The sequence below is a fragment of the Ancylobacter amanitiformis genome (assembly GCF_030814815.1).
Classification (GTDB): domain Bacteria; phylum Pseudomonadota; class Alphaproteobacteria; order Rhizobiales; family Xanthobacteraceae; genus Ancylobacter; species Ancylobacter amanitiformis.
Genome location: NZ_JAUSVR010000013.1, coordinates 61,455 through 79,279 on the forward strand (window position 1 = coordinate 61,455; position 17,825 = coordinate 79,279).

At 70.7% G+C, this 17,825-nt stretch carries 9 protein-coding genes and 1 pseudogene; 9 read left to right on the top strand and 1 reads right to left on the bottom strand.

Annotated elements, in window-relative coordinates:
* Positions 1 to 12 precede the first annotated feature (12 nt).
* Genes QOZ99_RS17050 through QOZ99_RS17060 form a run of 3 tightly spaced genes read left to right on the top strand, consistent with a single transcriptional unit; the run spans position 13 to position 10,287 of the window.
* Positions 13 to 7,431 carry a type I polyketide synthase gene (locus tag QOZ99_RS17050; RefSeq protein ID WP_306891204.1) on the top strand — a complete coding sequence of 2,473 codons (7,419 nt, stop codon included), beginning with the start codon at positions 13 to 15 and terminating at the stop codon, positions 7,429 to 7,431.
* Entirely contained in the window at positions 7,428 to 8,843 is a 1,416-nt protein-coding gene (locus tag QOZ99_RS17055; protein WP_306891205.1) for an aminotransferase class I/II-fold pyridoxal phosphate-dependent enzyme, read from the top strand. The genes QOZ99_RS17050 and QOZ99_RS17055 overlap by 4 nt, the downstream gene beginning before the upstream one ends.
* 1 nt (position 8,844) lies before the next feature.
* Complete coding sequence (locus QOZ99_RS17060) at positions 8,845 to 10,287, top strand: glycosyltransferase family 4 protein (protein ID WP_306891206.1); 1,443 nt, start codon at positions 8,845 to 8,847, stop codon at positions 10,285 to 10,287.
* Positions 10,288 to 10,322: 35 nt separating this feature from the next.
* Here QOZ99_RS17060 and QOZ99_RS17065 read toward each other — a convergent pair.
* A pseudogene (locus tag QOZ99_RS17065) lies at positions 10,323 to 11,675 on the bottom strand (LTA synthase family protein); the annotation flags it as partial.
* A 188-nt stretch (positions 11,676 to 11,863) separates the two neighbouring features.
* On the opposite strand from QOZ99_RS17065, the gene QOZ99_RS17070 reads away from it, so the two are divergent.
* The 6 genes from QOZ99_RS17070 (at position 11,864) to QOZ99_RS17095 (ending at position 17,821) form a co-directional block, all read left to right on the top strand.
* The gene (locus QOZ99_RS17070; RefSeq protein WP_306891207.1) at positions 11,864 to 13,321 is read left to right on the top strand and encodes a KpsE/RkpR family capsule polysaccharide export protein; all 1,458 of its coding nucleotides are present in this window, start codon (positions 11,864 to 11,866) and stop codon (positions 13,319 to 13,321) included.
* An 18-nt stretch (positions 13,322 to 13,339) separates the two neighbouring features.
* Complete coding sequence (locus tag QOZ99_RS17075) at positions 13,340 to 14,164, top strand: ABC transporter permease (protein ID WP_306891208.1); 825 nt, start codon at positions 13,340 to 13,342, stop codon at positions 14,162 to 14,164.
* On the top strand, positions 14,161 to 14,907 hold the full coding sequence (locus tag QOZ99_RS17080; RefSeq protein WP_306891209.1) for an ABC transporter ATP-binding protein: 747 nt from the start codon (positions 14,161 to 14,163) through the stop codon (positions 14,905 to 14,907). The genes QOZ99_RS17075 and QOZ99_RS17080 overlap by 4 nt, the downstream gene beginning before the upstream one ends.
* Positions 14,908 to 14,962: 55 nt before the next feature.
* Positions 14,963 to 15,181 carry a hypothetical protein gene (locus QOZ99_RS17085; RefSeq protein WP_183191902.1) on the top strand — a complete coding sequence of 73 codons (219 nt, stop codon included), beginning with the start codon at positions 14,963 to 14,965 and terminating at the stop codon, positions 15,179 to 15,181.
* Positions 15,182 to 15,534: 353 nt separating this feature from the next.
* The gene (locus QOZ99_RS17090) at positions 15,535 to 16,581 is read left to right on the top strand and encodes a polysaccharide biosynthesis/export family protein (protein WP_306891210.1); all 1,047 of its coding nucleotides are present in this window, start codon (positions 15,535 to 15,537) and stop codon (positions 16,579 to 16,581) included.
* Between the two features lie 94 nt (positions 16,582 to 16,675).
* On the top strand, positions 16,676 to 17,821 hold the full coding sequence (locus QOZ99_RS17095; RefSeq protein ID WP_306891211.1) for a hypothetical protein: 1,146 nt from the start codon (positions 16,676 to 16,678) through the stop codon (positions 17,819 to 17,821).
* The last annotated feature ends 4 nt before the right edge of the window (positions 17,822 to 17,825 follow it).

Here is a 17,825-nt window from a genome sequence, read left to right on the forward strand (position 1 = left end):
ATGAGGTGTCGTTTGGATAGTTTCGTTCATGGTGCGGGCGCTCCCCTGCCGTCCGCTTCCCCACAGGCGCCGCAGGATCAGGCGCCGCACGGCGCGGCCCGCAAGGCTGGCCGTCTCGCGGCCATTATCGGCTGTTCCTGCCGGCTGCCGGGCGCGCCCGACGAGGCCGCGTTCTGGTCGCTTCTGGCGCGCGGGGAATGCGCCGTCAGCGCCATTCCCGCCGATCGCTGGGCACATGAACGTTTCCTGCATCCGGCCCGCGGGGTGGCGGGACGCACCTACACGTTCGCCGCCGGCGTGCTGGACGACATTTACGGCTTCGATCCCGGCGCCTTCGGCCTCTCCCCGCGCGAGGCGGAGCAGATCGACCCGCAGCAGCGGCTGCTGCTGGAACTGGTGCGCGAGGCGTTCGAGGATGCCAATATTCCGCTCTCGTCGGTCGTGAACGCGCCGGTCGGCGTCTTTGTCGGCGCCTCCTCGCTCGACCACTCGCTGCACTTCGTCTCCGACATCGCCGCCGCCGACGCGCATTTCGTCACCGGCAACGCGCTGTCGATCATCGCCAACCGCATTTCCCACGTCTTCAGCTTCACCGGGCCGAGCCTCGCCATCGACACGGCCTGCTCGTCCTCGCTGGTCGCCTTCGACCGCGCGGTGCGGGCGATCGAGACCGGGGAGATCGACACCGCCGTGGTGGCGGGCGTCAACGTGCTGGCGAGCCCGTTCAATTTCGTCGGCTTCGCGCGGGCCGGCATGCTCTCGCCGACCGGGCTCTGCCGGCCGTTCTCGGGCCAGGCCGACGGCTATGTGCGCGCCGAGGGCGGTGTGGTGACGATCCTGCGGCGGCTGGAAGGTTCACGCGCCATGGGCGCCACGCCGCGCGCCGTGGTGGTGGCGAGCGGCACCAATTCCGACGGGCGCACGCTCGGCATCGCCATGCCCGAGAGCCGCGCCCAGCAGCGCCTGCTGGAAGAGCTCTATGCGGCGCGCGACATCGACCCCGACCGGCTCGCCTTCGTCGAGGCGCACGGCACCGGCACGCTGGTCGGCGACCCGGCCGAGGCCCGCGCGGTCGGCGCGGCTCTGGGCCAGCGCCGCCGCTCGCCTCTCCCGATCGGCTCGGTAAAGTCCAATATCGGCCATCTCGAACCGGCCTCCGGACTTGCCGGCCTGCTCAAGGCGCTGGGCGCGCTGGAGCGCGGACAATTACCGGCCTCGCTGCATCTGGACACGCTGAACCCGCAGATCGACTTCGCCGCACTCAACCTCGCCCCCGCCACCGAGACACTCGCGCTGCCGGTCGAGGCGCGGCTGGCCGGCATTTCCTCCTTCGGCTTCGGCGGCACCAACGCCCATGTGGTCATCCGCCTGCCCGAGGCGCACGAATTGCCTGCCCCCGGTCCGGCGCCGGCCGCGCGGGTGCTGATGATCTCCGCCCATAGCGCGCCCGCCCTCTCGATGCTGGCCGAGCGTTATGCCGAGCGGCTGGAAACCGAAACGGCGCCCGGGCGCCTCGCCCACGCCGCCGCGCATGGCCGCGCGCGGCTGGACCATCGCCTGGCGGTCTCGGTGAACGACCCCCATGCGGCGTCGAAGCTGCGCATGATTGCCCGGAATGGGGGCGAGGGTGCGCTGCTGCGCGGCACGATGCCGGGAGCCGGAACAGGCATCGCCTTCGTCTTCACCGGCAATGGCGGGCAATATGCCGGCATGGGACGCGCCGCCTGGCAGGCGAGCGCGGCCTTTCGAGCGAGCGTCGAGGAGATCGATTCGCGATTCGAGCCGCTGGCCGGCTGGTCGCTGGCCGGCGCCTTCCAGCGCCCGCCCGACGAGGCGACGCTGGCCGCCACCGAGATTGCCCAGCCGCTCATCTTCGCGCTCGAGGTTGCGCTGGCGCGGGTGCTGATGGAAGCTGGCTGCCGCCCCGCGGCGGTTCTCGGCCACAGTGTCGGCGAAATCGCCGCCGCGCATATTTCCGGCGCCCTCACCCTCGCGGACGCCGTCCACCTCATCCACTGGCGCAGCCGGCTGCAGGGGCGCACGCGCGGCACCGGCCTGATGGCCTTCCTGATGGCGAGCCCCACACGGGCGGCCGAACTGATCGGCGCCGCCCGGCAGCCGGACGTGGTCATCGCCGCCTTCAACGCGCCCAAGGGCGTCACCCTTTCCGGGCCGGCGGCGGGCATCGACGCCGTGCTGCGTCTGGCGCGGCGTCAGGGCATCGTGGGCAAGCGGCTCGGCATCGATTACCCCTTCCACTCGCCCGGCATGTCCGAACTCTACGAGCCGATGATCGAGGTGCTCGCCGGCCTGAAGCCGCGCGCGCCGGTCCTCCCGTTCATCTCCGCGGTCACCGGCGGGCCGATCACCGATGATTCCCTCGATTCCGGCTATTGGTGGGACAATATCCGTCACCCCGTGATGTTCGACGGCGCCATCCGCACGGCGGCACGGGATAATGGCATCGGCATTTTCCTGGAGATCGGCCCCAAGGCCGTGCTCACCGGCTTCGTGCGGGAGATCCTCGCCGATGCCGGCCGGCCGGCAACAGTGCTGGCCTCGCTGCAGGAGAAGGACGGCCAGGAGAAGGACAACGCCGACGAGGACCCGATCGAGCGCACCCTGCTTGCCGCGCTGGCCAGCGGCGCGGCGATGGACGAGGAAAAACTGTTCGGCCCCGCGCAGGCGCCCGGCCGCATCGACCTGCCCCGGACGCCCTGGCAGCGCCAGACCATCCGCCCGCCGCGCTCGGCGGAGGCGATCGACCTGACCGGGGCGGGCGTCGAGGATCACCCGCTGCTCGGCATCCGGCTCGATGGTGAGCGCCGCGAGTGGCGCGGCCTCATCGATATCGAATCGCGCCCCTTCCTCGCCGATCACAAGGTGGGCGGCCATGTCGTGGTGCCCGCGACGGGCCTGGCCGAAATGGCGCTGGCGGCAGGCCATGCGGCGTTCGGCAGTGCGTGGCTTCGGCTGGAGGATTTCGACATTCTCGCCGCGCTCCGGCTCACCCCCGGCGAGAGCATCGAGACGCGGGTGCGGCTGGAGAGCGAGGGCGGGGTGCTCATCCACGCCCGCCCCCGCGGCGCCGGGGAATGGGTGCTCCACGCCCGCGGCCGCGTGATCGCCGAGCCGAACGCCCCCGCGTCGCAACCGGTGACGCCGCTCCCGCTCCGCGACGGCGATGAGAGGCCCGATGGCGGGCTCGACGCGGAAGCGCTCTATGCCGCCGCGGCGCGGCTCGGGCTGGATTACGGCCCGGCCTTCCGCCTGGTCCGCCGCGCGCGCCGCACCGGGGCGACGATCGAACTGGATCTCGCCCCCGCCACGGTGCCGAACCATCCCTACATCCTGCCCCCCACATTGGCGGACGCCGCCCTGCACGGCCTCGTTCTGGCGGCCGATGCCCTGCCCGCCGCGGGCGGAATGGCCTATCTGCCGGTGCGCTTCGCCGCCCTCACCCTGCGCGGGACGAGCCCCCCGGCCCACGCCACGCTGACCGTGCTCCGCGCCAGCCCGCGCGCGCTGGCTCTCGACGTGCTGCTGCGGGACGGCGCGGGCGCCGAGGTCGCCCGTCTGGAAGGCGTCGAGCTGCGCGCCGTCGCGCTGGCGGTCGAGGACGCGCTCGAACACGATTTCCGCCAGAGCCTCGTGCAGCTGGGGCCGGCGCGGAGTGAGGCCCATGGCCGGATCGACACGTTCCTCGCCAGCCGCGAGGAGGCCCCCACCGCCGACGACGCGCTGCTGCTCGACGCGCTGGCCTATTCCATCGCCCACCGCGCGGTGATCGGCATCGCGGGCAAGGAACTGGCGGGCGACGATCTACCGACCGATGGTTCGATCAACCTGCCGGCGCTCATCACGGGCGGCCACCTCGCGCCCGAGCGGCGCGCGAGCCTGAACGCGCTGCTGGCACTGCTCGCCGAAGGTGGGCTCGCCCGCCGCACGGCGGAGGGAAACTGGCACGTGCTGGCGGACAGCGACCTGCCCCCGCCCGGACCGCTGCTTACCGAGATCGCGACGCTGGCACCCGATCGCGCCGCCGAACTCGCCCTGGGCGCGCGTCTCGCGGAGGATCTCGCGGCGCACCTGCGCGGAGAACTCACCATCACGCATCCCGCCGGCCTCGCCGAGCACTGGGACTGCGCCTCGCCCGCCGCCCGGCAGCTCGCCGAGGACGCGCGCGCGCTGACAGCGGCCTGCATCCACCCCGGCGAGGCTCCGCTCGCGGTGCTGCTGGTCGAGAGGCACGGCACCGTGCTGGAGGCGCTGCGCGATCTGGTCGATGCCGGCGCCATCACGCTGCAGGTGCTGCCGGCGGATGAGGCGGCGCGGCTGCGTCTTGCCGACCGGATCCGCCCGTCCAGCGGCATGACGCTCTGCGACGAGACGACGTTGCCGGCGGCCGACCTTATCCTTCACGCCGACCCGCGCCAGCCGCTCGATCCCGCCGGCGAGAGGACGGGGCGCCTCGGCCCGGCCCTGCGGCCGGGCGGCGCGCTCGTCGGCCTCGCCTTTGCCGGGAGCGGCTTCGCGCGCCTGCTGGCGGCCGACGCACCCACCCCGGCCGGCGGCGGGCGCCGGCTGCACGGCGCGCGGGCGGTGACGGACGTCACGCTCCTCGCCGCCGCGCCGGCTGCCAACACGCCGCGGCCGGCGCTGGAACAGGCGCTCGCCGCGCTGCTGGATGCCGAGGTCCGCGCGTGTCTCGTCACCGCCGACGGGCTCCGGATCGATCCCGACCGCATGGCGCTGGACCGCGCCGGTCCCGACAGCCATCTCCTCCACCGCCTGACGGCCCTGGAGAGTGCGGGCTCGCTCGCCACGGCGATGGACGAGGCGCGGGGGCTGCTGGAGACGCTGCGTGCGCTCGCCTCGCCGCCGACGCTGCACCTGCTGGTCGATGGCGCGCCGCTTGATGGGGGAGCGCTTGATGGGGGAGCGCTTGGCGAGGGGCCGGCAACGGCCGCGCTATGGGCCTTCGGCCGCGCCGCCAGCAACGAATATCCCGATCTCGCCATCAAGCTGATCGGCCTCGCGTCCCCGGTGATGGACACAAGCGCGCTGGGTGACCTCGCCCGCGCGATCGCCGATCTGCCGCAGGAGCGCGAACTGGTGGTCGGTCCGGAGGGTCTCCACGCGGTGCGGCTCGCCCCCGCCGCGCCGGAACCGGCCTCACGCGAGGACGCGGCGATGCGGCTGGTGATGGAACGAGCCGGCTCGCTCGACCGGCTGGCCTGGCGGCCGCAGGCCCGCCGCGCGCCCGGCGCGGGCGAGGTGGAGATCGCGGTGGCCGCGGCGGCGCTCAATTTCCGTGACGTGATGTTCGCGCAGGGGCTGATCGGCGACGACATGCTGGCGCAGGGTTTCGCCGGCCCGACACTCGGCTTCGAGGGCGGCGGCACCGTCACCCGCATCGGCCCCGGCGTCACCGGCATCCAGGAGGGTGACGCCATCGTCGCCTTCGCGCCCGGCGCCTTTGCAACCCATGCCACCATTCCCGCCGCCGCCGTGCTGAACGTGCCGGCCGGCATGTCGATCGAGGCCGCCGCGACACTTCCCGTCGCCTTCCTCACCGCCTGGTACGGCCTTGTGGAATGCGCCCGGCTGGCGGCGGGGGAAAGCGTGCTGATCCACGGCGCCGCCGGCGGCGTCGGGCTGGCCGCGCTGCAGATCGCCCGGGCGCGCGGCGCGCGCATCATCGCCACGGCGGGTTCCCCGGAGAAGCGGGCGCTGGCGCGGCTGTTCGGCGCCGATGTCGTGCATGATTCCCGCGACACCGCCTTCGCCGCGCAGATCGCGGCGGAGGGCGGCTGCGATGTGGTGCTGAACTCGCTGGCCGGGCGTGGCATGGAGCTTTCGCTGCGCGCGCTGAAGCCGTTCGGCCGTTTCATCGAGCTGGGCAAGCGCGATTTCGTGGCCAATACCAGCCTCGGGCTGCGCCCGTTCGCCCGCAACCTCACCTATTTCGGCGTCGACGCGGACCAGCTGATCGCCGGGCGGCCGGCGCTGATCCGTTCCATGCTGGCGGAACTTGCCGCGCTGTTCGCGGCCGGCACGCTGCGCCCGCTACCCTATCGCGTATTCGCCGCCGACGCGGCGCGCAGCGCCTTCCGGCTGATGCAGGGCTCCGGCCATGTCGGCAAGATCCTCGTCCGTCCGCCATCCACCCTCTCCGCGGAGCCGGCGAAAACCCGTTTCAAAGCCGCGCCGGACGGCGTGCATCTCGTGGTCGGCGGCACCAGCGGCTTCGGCCGGGAAACGGCGCGCTGGCTTGCCGCGCAGGGCGCGCGCCATGTCGTGGTCGCCTCCCGCCGTGGCGTGATCGAGCCGCCGCTGGCGGTGGAGGGCGCCACCTTCACCGCCGAACCGCTCGATGTGCGCGACGGGCCGGCCTGCACCGATCTCATCGCCCGGCTGCGCGCGCGCCACGGGCGCCTTGCCGGCATCGTGCACACCGCCATGGTGCTGGACGACGCGCTGATCCGCGATCTCGACCGGGATCGGATGGAGGCGGTGCTCGCGCCCAAGGTGGAGGGTGCGCGCCATCTCGACGCCGCCACCGCCGGGCTCGATCTCGATTACTTCGTGCTGTTCTCGTCGGCGACGACGCTGGTCGGCAATCCCGGCCAGTCGGCCTATGTCGCGGCGAATGCCTATCTGGAAGGCCTCGCCCGCCGCCGCCGGGCGCAGGGCCGGCCGGCGCTGGCCATGGCCTGGGGCGCGATTGCCGATGTGGGCGTGCTCGCCCGCGACGCCGCGACCTCACAGAAGCTGAGCCGCCGGCTCGGGCTCGGCACGCTCACCGCCGCCGCCGCGCTCGATCATCTCGGGGCGTGCCTCGCCGATGCGGCGACGCCGCCGGTGGTGGTGCATGCGCCGGTCGACTGGCGGGCAGCGCGCGAGCTGGCGGTAATGCGGGGAGCGACCTTCGCCGCGCTGCGCAGCCAGGGCGATGAGGCGAGCGGGGACGCGGGCGATGACGGCATCGCCGCGCGGATCGAGGGCCAGAGCGACAGCGAGGCGCAGGCCAGCGTGCTGCGCCTGCTCACCCAGGAAGTGAGCCGCATCCTGCGTCTCCCCGCCGATACGATCGATCCGGCCCGCCCGCTCGGCGATATCGGCATGGATTCGCTCATGGCGCTGGAACTCGACATGGAAATGCAGCGCCGCCACAAGGTCGCCCTGCCCGTGCTGGGCCTCGGCGCCGGGGCGACGCTGCAGGATGTCGCGGGCAAGCTGCTGCTCAAGCTGCGCCCCGATACGCGGGTGGAGAGCGAGGCGCCGCCCGCGGCCGGCATCCACCTGCCGGTCGACGAGACGGGGCTGATCGACCGACACCTGCAGATGGCGCCCACCGCCCCGGCCGTCACGGCCCTGCGGGCGCGGATCGGCGCGGAGAGCCGGCATGACGGGAGCCTGTTGCGATGACGGTGCATGACGGCATCCGCCTCGACGCCGCGGCAAAGGCCGCGCTGCTCGCGCGCATGCGCCAGCGGCCGACGTCGAGCGAGGGAGCGGCCGCCGAAGAGGGCCCGCTCTACGACGCCTCCTTCGAGACGCTTCCCGGCTTCGAGGAACTGCGCTTCATCCGCGCCACCGGCGAGGCGCTGGGCATCGCCAACCCGTTCTTCCGCCCGCATGAGGGCCGGGCCGGCGCGCTCAGCCGCATCGAGGGACGGGAGGTGATCAACTTCGCCTCCTATGATTATCTCGGGCTGAACGGCCACCCGCAGGTGAGCGGGGCCGCGCGGGAGGCGATGGAGCTTTACGGCACCAGCGTCTCGGCGAGCCGGGTGGTGGCCGGCGAACGGCCGATCCACCGCGCGCTGGAAGCCCGGCTCGCCGCGCTGCACGGGGCGGAGGACGCGGTCGTGTTCGTGTCCGGCCATGCCGCCAACGTCACCACCATTGGCAGCCTGCTCGGCCCGGACGACGTGGTGTTCCACGATGCGCTGATCCACAACAGCGTCATCGTCGGCGCCGAACTGGCCCGCGCCACGCGGCGCTCCTTCCCCCATAACGACTTCGCCGCGCTGGAACGGATGCTGGCGAGCGAGCGCGCCTCATCCCCCGCCTCCACGCGGACGCGGCGGGCGCTCATCGTCGTCGAGGGCCTCTATTCGATGGACGGCGACACGCCGGATCTCGCGCGGCTGGTGGCGCTGAAGCAGCGCTTCGGCGCCTGGCTGATGGTGGACGAGGCGCACAGCGTCGGCGTGCTCGGCGCGAAGGGGCGCGGCATCGCCGAGCAGGCCGGCCTCGATCCCGCGCTGGTCGATATCTGGATGGGTACGCTGTCCAAGTCGCTCGCCTCCTGTGGCGGCTATATTGCCGGCCCGCAGGCGCTGATCGACGTGCTGAAGACCTCGGCACCCGGCTTCGTCTACAGCGTCGGCCTGCCGCCCGCCGCCGCCGGCGCGGCACTGGCGGCGCTGGATGTGCTGGAGCGCGAAGGCGAGCGGGTGGCGGCGCTGCGCGCCAATTCCCGCCATTTCATCGAGGCGGTGCAGGCCGCCGGCCTTTCCACCGGCACGGCCGAGGGCCACGCGATCATCCCCGTCATGGTGGGCGACTCGCTGAAGGCGGTGCTCCTGTCGGAAAGGCTGCTGGCGCGCGGCGTCAACGCGCTGCCGATCATCCATCCCGCGGTGCCGCACCGCTCGTCGCGGCTGCGCTTCTTCATCACCGCCGCGCACCAGCGCGCCCAGCTCGACCAGACCGTGCGCCTCCTCACCGAGGCGTTCACCGAGAGTACCCGCTTCCTCGCCGAGCTCGGGCTCGGCGGGGAGGCGGATGGCGAGGAGGCGCCGCGGGCGTTTCCGCCAGCGTGGGGAGAGTAGAATGAAGGTCGTGCTCGACATTACCCGGCTGCTGCGGCGCTCGTCGCAGTCGACCCCGACAGGTATCGACCGGGTCGAACTCGCCTATGCCCGTCACCTGCTCGGCAGCCGCCATTATCAGGACGACGCCGCTTTCGTCGCCCGCCTGCGCGCTTCCACCTGGTATCTCGATGCGGAGACGGTAGCCGGCTTCGTCGACGCGCTGGCCAGCCGCTGGAAGCAGTCGGAGGGCAAGATCACCCGGCGCGAGCTTATCGCGGTCGAGAGCTTCCTCGATCTCACGCCCGGCGTGCTGACCCATCTCGACGCCGCGCCGAGCCGCACTTCGCTGCCGGACATGATGCCCCCGCTCAAGCGCCTGCTGTCGCCGGTCAACCTGCTGCCGCGCCTGCTGCGGCGGCGCAGTTCGAAGGGCGCGGTCTATCTCAATGTCTCCCATGAAGGGCTGAACTCGATCAACGGCGTGCGTTCCATGGTGCGCGGCCACGGGCTCAAGCCGATCTATCTGGTGCATGATCTCATTCCCCTCACCCACCCCGAATATGTCCGGCCGGGCGACGCGGAAAAGCACGAGACGCGCATGCGCACCGTGCTCGGCTCCGCCGAGGCGATCATCGCCAATTCGCACCACACGCTGGATCAGCTGAAATCCTTCGCCGAGCGCAACGACATGAGCGTGCCGGCAAACATCGTCAGCCCGCTCGGCATCGAGGACGAGTTCGGCATGGACGCGCCGGTGGAGGCGCCGGGCCACCCCTTCTTCCTCACCGTCGGCACGATCGAGCCGCGCAAGAACCACCTCGTGCTGCTGCACGCCTGGCGCGCGCTGGTGGAGAAGCTGGGCCCCAAGGCGCCCAAGCTGATCATCGTCGGCCGGCGCGGATGGGAGAACGAGAACGTCATCGACATCATCGAGCGCTGCCAGACGCTCGGCAACCATGTGCTGGAGTGCAACCGGCTGCCGGACGTGCACCTGCGCCGGCTGATGAAGCAGTCGCAGGCCGTGCTGTTCCCCTCCTTCGCCGAGGGCTACGGCCTGCCGCTCTTCGAGGCCATGGCGCTGCGGGTGCCGGTGATCTGCTCCGACCTGCAGGCTTTCCGCGACATCGCGGGGACCGCGCCGCGCTATCTCGACCCGATCGACGGGCTCGGCTGGGCGCGGGCGATCGAGGATTATGCGCGGCCGGATTCCACCGCGCGGGCGGTGCAGCTGCAGGCGCTGCAACATATCCGCATGCCGCGCTGGTCGGATCATTTCTCGATCGTCGATCGCCTCATCGAGGCCGTCGCCGCGCCCGCCCCCGCGCCGCTGCCCGCGCCGTCCTGGCGCCCGGCCACCAGCGCGGAGCGCACGAGGGCGTTGATTTCCGCCGGCGAACGCCTGGAGGGCGCCCGCCCCTCCTTCGGCTTCGCCGCCGCCCAACCGCATTCGAGCACGAGGTAGTCGGTGGCCCGGTCCTCAGCCAGCGCCGCGTGCCCGGGAAGGAGCGGGGCATGATCGCCGTAGAACACCAGCAGCGCGCGGTCGGTCAGCGTGTCCAGCGCCGCCGCCACCAGTCCGAGCATGGCATCGGCATTGGCGAGGTGGTGGGCATACTGGGCGACCGGCTCGTCGATGGCGGGCAGGCGGCCGGGCCCGTAAGGGTCATGCGCCTCCATCGAGATCGACATGAGGAACAGCGCCTCGCCGGCTTCCGCCGCGGCGGAAATCTCGCGGGCGATGCGCCGGCCGAGCGCCCGGTCGCCGACATAGGGACCACAGCGGTCGGCCGGCTGGAAGGCATCCTCGCCGATGAACCGCGCGAAGCCGAGACGCGGGATCGCCCGGTCACGCCGGAAGAAACGGGCATCGTGAGGATGGATGAAGGCCGTGCGCCATCCGGCCGTCGCGAGAAGCCCGGCCAGCGACGCGGAGGCGAGCCGCGCGGGCCGCAGATAGGGGTCGAAACGGTCCATGCGCTGGCGCGCGAACGGCACGCCGGTAAGCATCTCCACCTCGGAGCGATGGGTATAGGCACCATAGCAGGACACATCGAGCCGGCCCTGCGCCAGCGCGCGGACACGCAGCCGGTCGAGATTGGGCAGGCTGAGCGGAACGCCATGGCGGCGCAGATCGGCGAAGGATTCCATCTGCAGCATCACCACCGCCCGGTAGCGCCCGTTCACCGCGACGGGAGCGACCGGCGGATCCCCCCGCTCCGCCCGTCCATCCCGGCGCCACAGGGCGAAGCCGGCGACGAGCGAGGCACTGAGGCCGAGCCTGGCGACGAATTGCTCGGGCGGGGTTTCCAGCAGCGGCGGCGCGAGGCGGGCGAGCAGGCGCGCAAGGCTGCCCGCCGCCGCCGGCAGAACGGCCGCGACCAGCAGGGCGAGGGCGAGGAGGCCCATCTGCGCCGGCCCACCGAACTGGCGCGGCTCGAACCATGTCCAGCCGGCGATCACGCCGAGCAGCAGCAGGGCCGCGAGGCCGATGCCGGCTGCGCTCCGGCGATCGACATAGAACAGGTCGGGATGGCGGATCAGCGTCGTCAGGAAGCCGAGATCGCTGAACACCAGAGGTTCGCGCAGATAGGCATATTTGACGCGCGATATGGTCACGAACACACCGAGCGTGACCAGCGTCGCCACCGCCGCGAAGAGCGGGCGCGCCGACAGGCCCAGCCAGAGCAGCCACAGCCACAGCACGACCGCCGCGCCGAGCAGCCACGCCGCCACCGGCGCGCGGTTTCCCGCCGCATGGCGCGGGGTCGCCAGCCGGTCCAGGCCTGCGGCGGCGGCCAGCATCACCAGCGGGATGGATATCGTCATGGCTGGACTGATCAGATCGAACATCACGCTTCATGTATTCATTTGAAGGATGCAGCGAGACTAGACAATCAATCTGATCATATCTACGGTAAAAATACTATCGTGATCGAAGGTATAATATCGATATACGAACTATATATATCCAATATTCGAAATATACTCGAAGTTCATGCATGGTTGGGCCCGCGGCGCTGACGGTGGAGGTTGCATAGATGAGTAAGCTGCACCCGTTTCTCGGCATGGCGAGGGACACCTCGCTGGAGCCGGCGCCCGGTGCGCCGGCCAAGGCCAAGACCGCGCGGCCACTTCCGCACGCGCTGACGGAGGCCACGCCGGAGCCGGTGCGGGCGCGGGCCAAGCCGGCGGCGCGGCCGGTGGCCAAGCGCGATGCCTTTGCGCTGCCCGAGTTCGACGTGGCCGCTCTCGCCGAGCGGCTGCCGCGCAAGCGCCGGCAACGCCGCTCGATTGGCCTGTGGACCTCCTTCTTCCTGATGGTGGCGCTGCCGACGCTCGCCGCCGGCCTCTATTACGGACTCATCGTCTCCAACCAGTACCTGTCGGAATTCCGCTTCGCGGTGCGCAGCCAGGATTTCGCACCGGCCGGCGCCAGCGCCGCCAGCACCGCGCTCGGCGCGGCGGCACGGGCGGGCGGCTATACCGACAATTTCCTCGTCGTCGACTATCTCACCAGCCGCCAGGCGGTGGAGGACCTGAGCAAGACCCTCGATCTGCGGGCGATGTTCGACCGGCCCGGCGTCGACATTCTTTCGCGTCTCTCCGGCGACGACACGATGGAGAACCTCGTCAGCTACTGGCAGTCGATGATCGACGCCTCCTTCGACCTCGCCACCGGCCTCGCTTTGGTGCGGGTGCGCGCCTTCACGCCGGACGACGCCTATACGATCGCCGCAACGCTGGTGAAGCAGAGCGAAAAGCTCATCAACGAGATCTCGGCCCGCGCGCGCATCGACGCCGTGCGCTTCGCCGAATCCGACGTCAGCCGCGCCGAGCAGCGCCTGCGCGACGCCCGCGGCGCGCTGCGCCAGTTCCGCGACACCGAGCAGACGCCGGATGCGGCGCGCACCGCCGGCGGCACGCTCGACCTTGCCATGAAGCTGCGCGGGGAACTGGCCGGCCTGCAGTCGCAGCTCTCCTCGCTGCGCACCTACATGGATCCCAACGCGCCGACGGTGAAGGTGCTGGAAAGCCGCATCGCCGCCACGGCCAAGCAGATCACCGCCATCGAGCGCGAAATCGGCAAAGGCAACCGGGAGGTGGCCAACCGCGAGGTGGGCGGCCGCGAGGTGCAGGCCCCTGCCGCACAAGCCGGCACAGCCGGGGCGGCGACGGCGGCAGCGCCCGCCACCGGCAGCACGATGCCGGGCGCGGCGCCGGTGCTGTCCGACGTGCTGTCGAACTACGAGGATGTCGATCTCAGCCGTCAGTTCGCCGAGAAATATTACGACACCACCTTGTCGGCGCTGGAACTGGCCCGCTCGGAAGCGGCCGCGCAGCAGACCTATGTCGCGACCTATGTACAGCCGGCGCGGGCGCAGGCCAGCCTCTACCCGCAGCGGCTGATGACCACGCTGATCATCTTCCTCGCGGCCGGCGCCCTCTGGTTCGTCAGCGTGATGGTGTTCTTCTCCATCCGCGACCATGTCGCCTGAGCGGAAAGCGCGCGCGCCATGACCTTCAACCCGCTGTTCGACGCCTCCCCGCGCCGCCTGCGACCGGCCCAGATCGCGGCCGGCCTGCGGACGCAGGGGCGCGTCATCCTCGCGCTGATGCTGCGCGAGATGCGGCTGCGCTCGGTCCACTCGCGGCTCAGCTACCTGCTGGCGCTGCTGGAGCCGATCCTGCAGCTCACCATGATGATGGGCATTTTCTCGCTGATCGGCCGGCGGCCGGAATTCGGCACCAGCCTGCTCCTGTTCCTGGGAACCGGCATCCTGCCCTTCTTCCTGTTCACCCATGTCTCGGGCCGCACCACCGGCGCGATCCGCGCGAGCGGACTGGTGCGGGCGCTCACCCCCATCCAGCCGCTGGACATCATGGTGGCGCGCGCCCTGCTGGAGACGGCGACGCTGCTCATCGTCGCCATGCTGCTGTTCACCTTCATCTACGCGACCGGCGTGAAGGACGCGATCCCGGTGCGCCCGATGCTGGCCATCCAGGGGTTCGCCGCCACCGCGCTGCTCGCCATCGGCGTCGGGTTGATCAACGGAGTGATCGGCGCCTTCTTCCGGCTCTACGCGGTGATCTACGGCGTGTTCTCGCGCTCGCTCATCTTCCTGTCCGGCGTGTTCTTCGTGCCCGATTTCATGCCCCCGGCCATCCGCTACTGGATCAGCTGGAACCCGCTGCTGCACGGGCTGGAATGGTTCCGCTCCGGTTTCTACCTCACCTATCCCACGCTGACCCTCGACCGCACCTACCTGATCGGCTTCGGCCTCGTCTCGCTGCTGATCGGGCTGGCGCTCGAACGCGTGTTCCGCGCGAGGCTGGTATGATGGCGGTGGAACTGCGCGACGTCGCCAAGGGCTATCGCGGCCCGCACGGGCAGGCCCGCGTGTTCGAACATCTCGACGCTGCCTTTCCGCGCGGCGCCTCGGTCGGCATCCTGGGTGCGCGCGGCGCCGGCAAGTCGACGCTGATCCGGCTGATCGGCGGCTCCACCCTGCCCGATCGCGGCCGGATCCGCCGCCATGGCGCGATATCGCCGCCGGTGGCGACGACGCAGGCCTATCACGCCGCGCTGACCGGGCGCGAGAACCTGCATTTCGTGGCGCGGGTCAACGGCTTCGACGGCGAGGCGGCAGCCGATTTCGTCGCCCGCTTCGCCCAGCTGGAAGAGGCGATCGACCAGCCGCTGCAGAGCTACACGCGCGACCGGCGCGCCCGCTTCCTGTTCGCGGCCTCCTATGCGCTGCCGTTCGACATCTACCTCGCCGACGAGGTGCTGTTCGGCGGCGCCGGCGCCTTCCGCGCGCGCTGCGTCGACCTGGTGCAGGCGCGCCGGAGCCAGGCCAGCTTCATCTTCACCTCCCGGTCGCCGCAGATGCTGCGCCGCTTCGCCGATATCGGCGCGGTGCTGCACGAGGGCCGGCTGCACATGTTCGAGCGGATCGGCGACGCCATCCGTCTCTTTCGCACCCTCGACGCCAGCGCCGCCGCCGAACTGGACGACGCGCTGGAGGATGAGGACAGCGAAGCGGAGCGGCTGATCGACGAACCCTTCGGGCCGCCCGCCTGAAATCCCCCCTCCCCCTCGGCCGGGAATGCCCCAGCCCCAACCTGAAGGAGCCGACATGAGCGATCTTCCCGAAATCAGCCGCGAACTCGAGCGTTTCGTTGCCCGCCGCCTCGTGGAATTCGACCAGGCCGCGTGGAAGGAACTCAGCGTGCAGAAGCGCAAGGAGTGCATCCAGGCCGCTCGCCGCGCGCTGAAGGCGGAGCGCAACTTCTTCGCCCGCCAGGCCAACACCGCCGCAAGCACCGGCGCGGGCGCGATCTTCGCGGCCGAGTGAGCGACCAAAGGGGCCGGCGCCGGCCTGAACAGCCGGCGCCGGCTCGTTCCGGTGACAGTAGTCGCACCTTACCTTGCGTATATCGGCGACGGTATTATCGTATATTTCAAGATTACATGCATTTTCTTATGTGCCATAACGATCACACATATTGATTTTGCGAGACGATTTGACCTTGAAGTATAGAATTGATAACCCCGATCCGGCTTAGTTAAGCTGCATGAAAGCCATAAGGATCGATTGGTTTGATTATCCGGGGTCCAAAGGTCCGCATTGCCGGCCTTGCCATGCTGGGCATGCTGCTCGGCGGATGCGTGTTTTTCCCTGGTTCCGGGCCGACGACCCAGGAGGTCATGAAGCCGCAGGAGCCGATCGACTATGAAATCGTCGATGTCGACGCGGAGGCGGTGAACGCCATGCGCCTGTGGCGCTCGGCAAGCCTTGCCAGCAGCTTCGGCGTGCGCAAGCCGGCCCCCGAGACGCGGGTGAACGTGGGCGATGTCGTGCAGGTCTCGATCTGGGAAGCCAGTTCCGGCGGCCTGTTCGGCGGGCGCGGCGCGGTCGAGACGGGCTCGGGCAGCGAGACCCTGCCGCCGCAGACGGTGGATCGCGACGGCCGCATCAAGGTGCCCTATGTCGGCGAGGTGCCGGTGGTGGGCAAGCGGCCGAGCGAGATCGCCAGCAGCATCGAGAAGAGCCTCACCGGCAAGGCGATCGAGCCGCAGGTGCTCGTCACCCTGCCGCAGCAGACCTCCGCCTCCGTGGTGGTGGTCGGCGACCTCACCGGCGCCGGCCGGGTCAATCTCAACGTCAAGGGCGACCGGCTGCTCGAAGTGATCGCCCAGGCCGGCGGCATCAAGGCCCCGCCGCACGAGACCTTCGTGCGGGTGACGCGCGGCTCGCGCGCCGCGACGATGCAGCTTTCCGCCGTGCTGGCCAGCCCGGCCGAGGACATTTTCATGCAGCCCGGCGACACGGTCTACGTGTTCCGCCGGCCGCAGACCTTCACCGCGCTCGGCGCGGTCAAGGGCGCGGGCGAAGTGGCGATCGACCGCGAGGACTTCACCGTCGCCGAGGCGGTGGGCTCTTCCGGCGGCCTGATCGACGCCCAGGCCGACCCCAGCGGCGTGTTCATCTTCCGCTATGAGCAGGCGGCCGTGGTGCGCGCCATGGACCCCGATTCGCCGCACCTTTCCGGCAACAGCGCGGTGCCGGTCATCTACCGGCTGAACCTCAAGGACCCCTCGGGCTATTTCATCGCCCGCGCCTTCCCGGTTCGCGTCGGCGACATCGTCTATGTCGCCAACGCGCCCGGCACGGAATTCTCCAAGTTCCTGCGCATGGCGCTGATGATCAGCTCGCTCATCCGCACCAATGACGTGACCTGGTCCGCGGACTGAGGCATCGGGGCACTATCGGGCGGGACGTGAACGCATCACGCCCCGCCCGCCGCGGAAGGTTCGAGGGGGTCCGTGGGGGGCCAGGGAGGACATCATGCGGAAGGGCTTTCATTCGGGAGCGGCGCTCATTGCCTGCCTCGCACTGCCGCTCGCCGCGCCGGTGCGCGCGGCCGAGCCGGTACCGATCGCCGATTTCATGATCATGGATGTCTGCGTCGATGCGGGCGACCGCATCCTGCCCCGGCTCGTCCCGGGCGACGAGGCCTGCACGCGCCGCCGCGACATAAGACCGGGCGAGACGCCGCCTTATGAACTGCGCAACTTCCTCAATCCCGGCCATGGCTGCACCGAGGATGGCGGCACGGTCGCCAAGCTCAACCGGCCGGTGGCGCGGGACGGCACGATACGTATCGTCTCCTCCACCCTCAACGTGGCGGTGAGCGGCTGTGCCGGCACGCGCGGGCGGCCCGGCGCGGCGGGTGACGGGGGGGCCTCGATCCAGTGGTATGATGAGGGGTATGGCTTCATCATGGGCAGCTACAGCCCGGTGGCACTGTCCATCTACCAGACGCCGCTGTGCCGGGACGGCAGCACCTCGTCGCGGCGTTTCTTCCGCGGCTGGGTCATCGGGCCGTCGGCGGTCCCCGCCGTGGGGACGACCGGCTTCGGCGTGTTCGAGGGGCGCCTCGCCACCGGGGCCGCCTCGCAGCTCTCCGCCACCTGCCCCACCCGCTACCGGCGCGCGCTGACCAGCTGGCTGGTCGCACCGATGCGCTACAGATCCGGGCGTGAACTGGTCTCCATCGTCTCCAGCCATTTCGCGCAGGTGAGCCGCGACGGGCTCTCGCCGGGGGAGACGATGCAGATGGAGCAGACCTACTGGACCCGCGAATTCGGCCTGTCGCGCTGGGAGAAATGGGCACGGGAGGGCTGGGTGCATCCGCGCAGCGGCCGGCCGGCACCCGATCTCGCCCGCGAACTCTACCAGCGCGGGCGCTGCGGCGCCCCGGTCGCCGGGAGCTTCGACATCTCCCCGCGCACCCGCTTCACGCCGGCGCCCGGCCATGACGACGCGCGCGACGGCGCCTATGTGCGGGCCATCCTCGACCCGCAGACCGGCGCGCGCACCCTCTGGTACATGACGCTGTGCGAGGACTACACCAATATCCATCCGCTGGCGGCCGGCAAGGCGCCGCCCGATGTCTCGCCCATCGCCGACCGCGCCTACTGGAACCCGTGAAGCG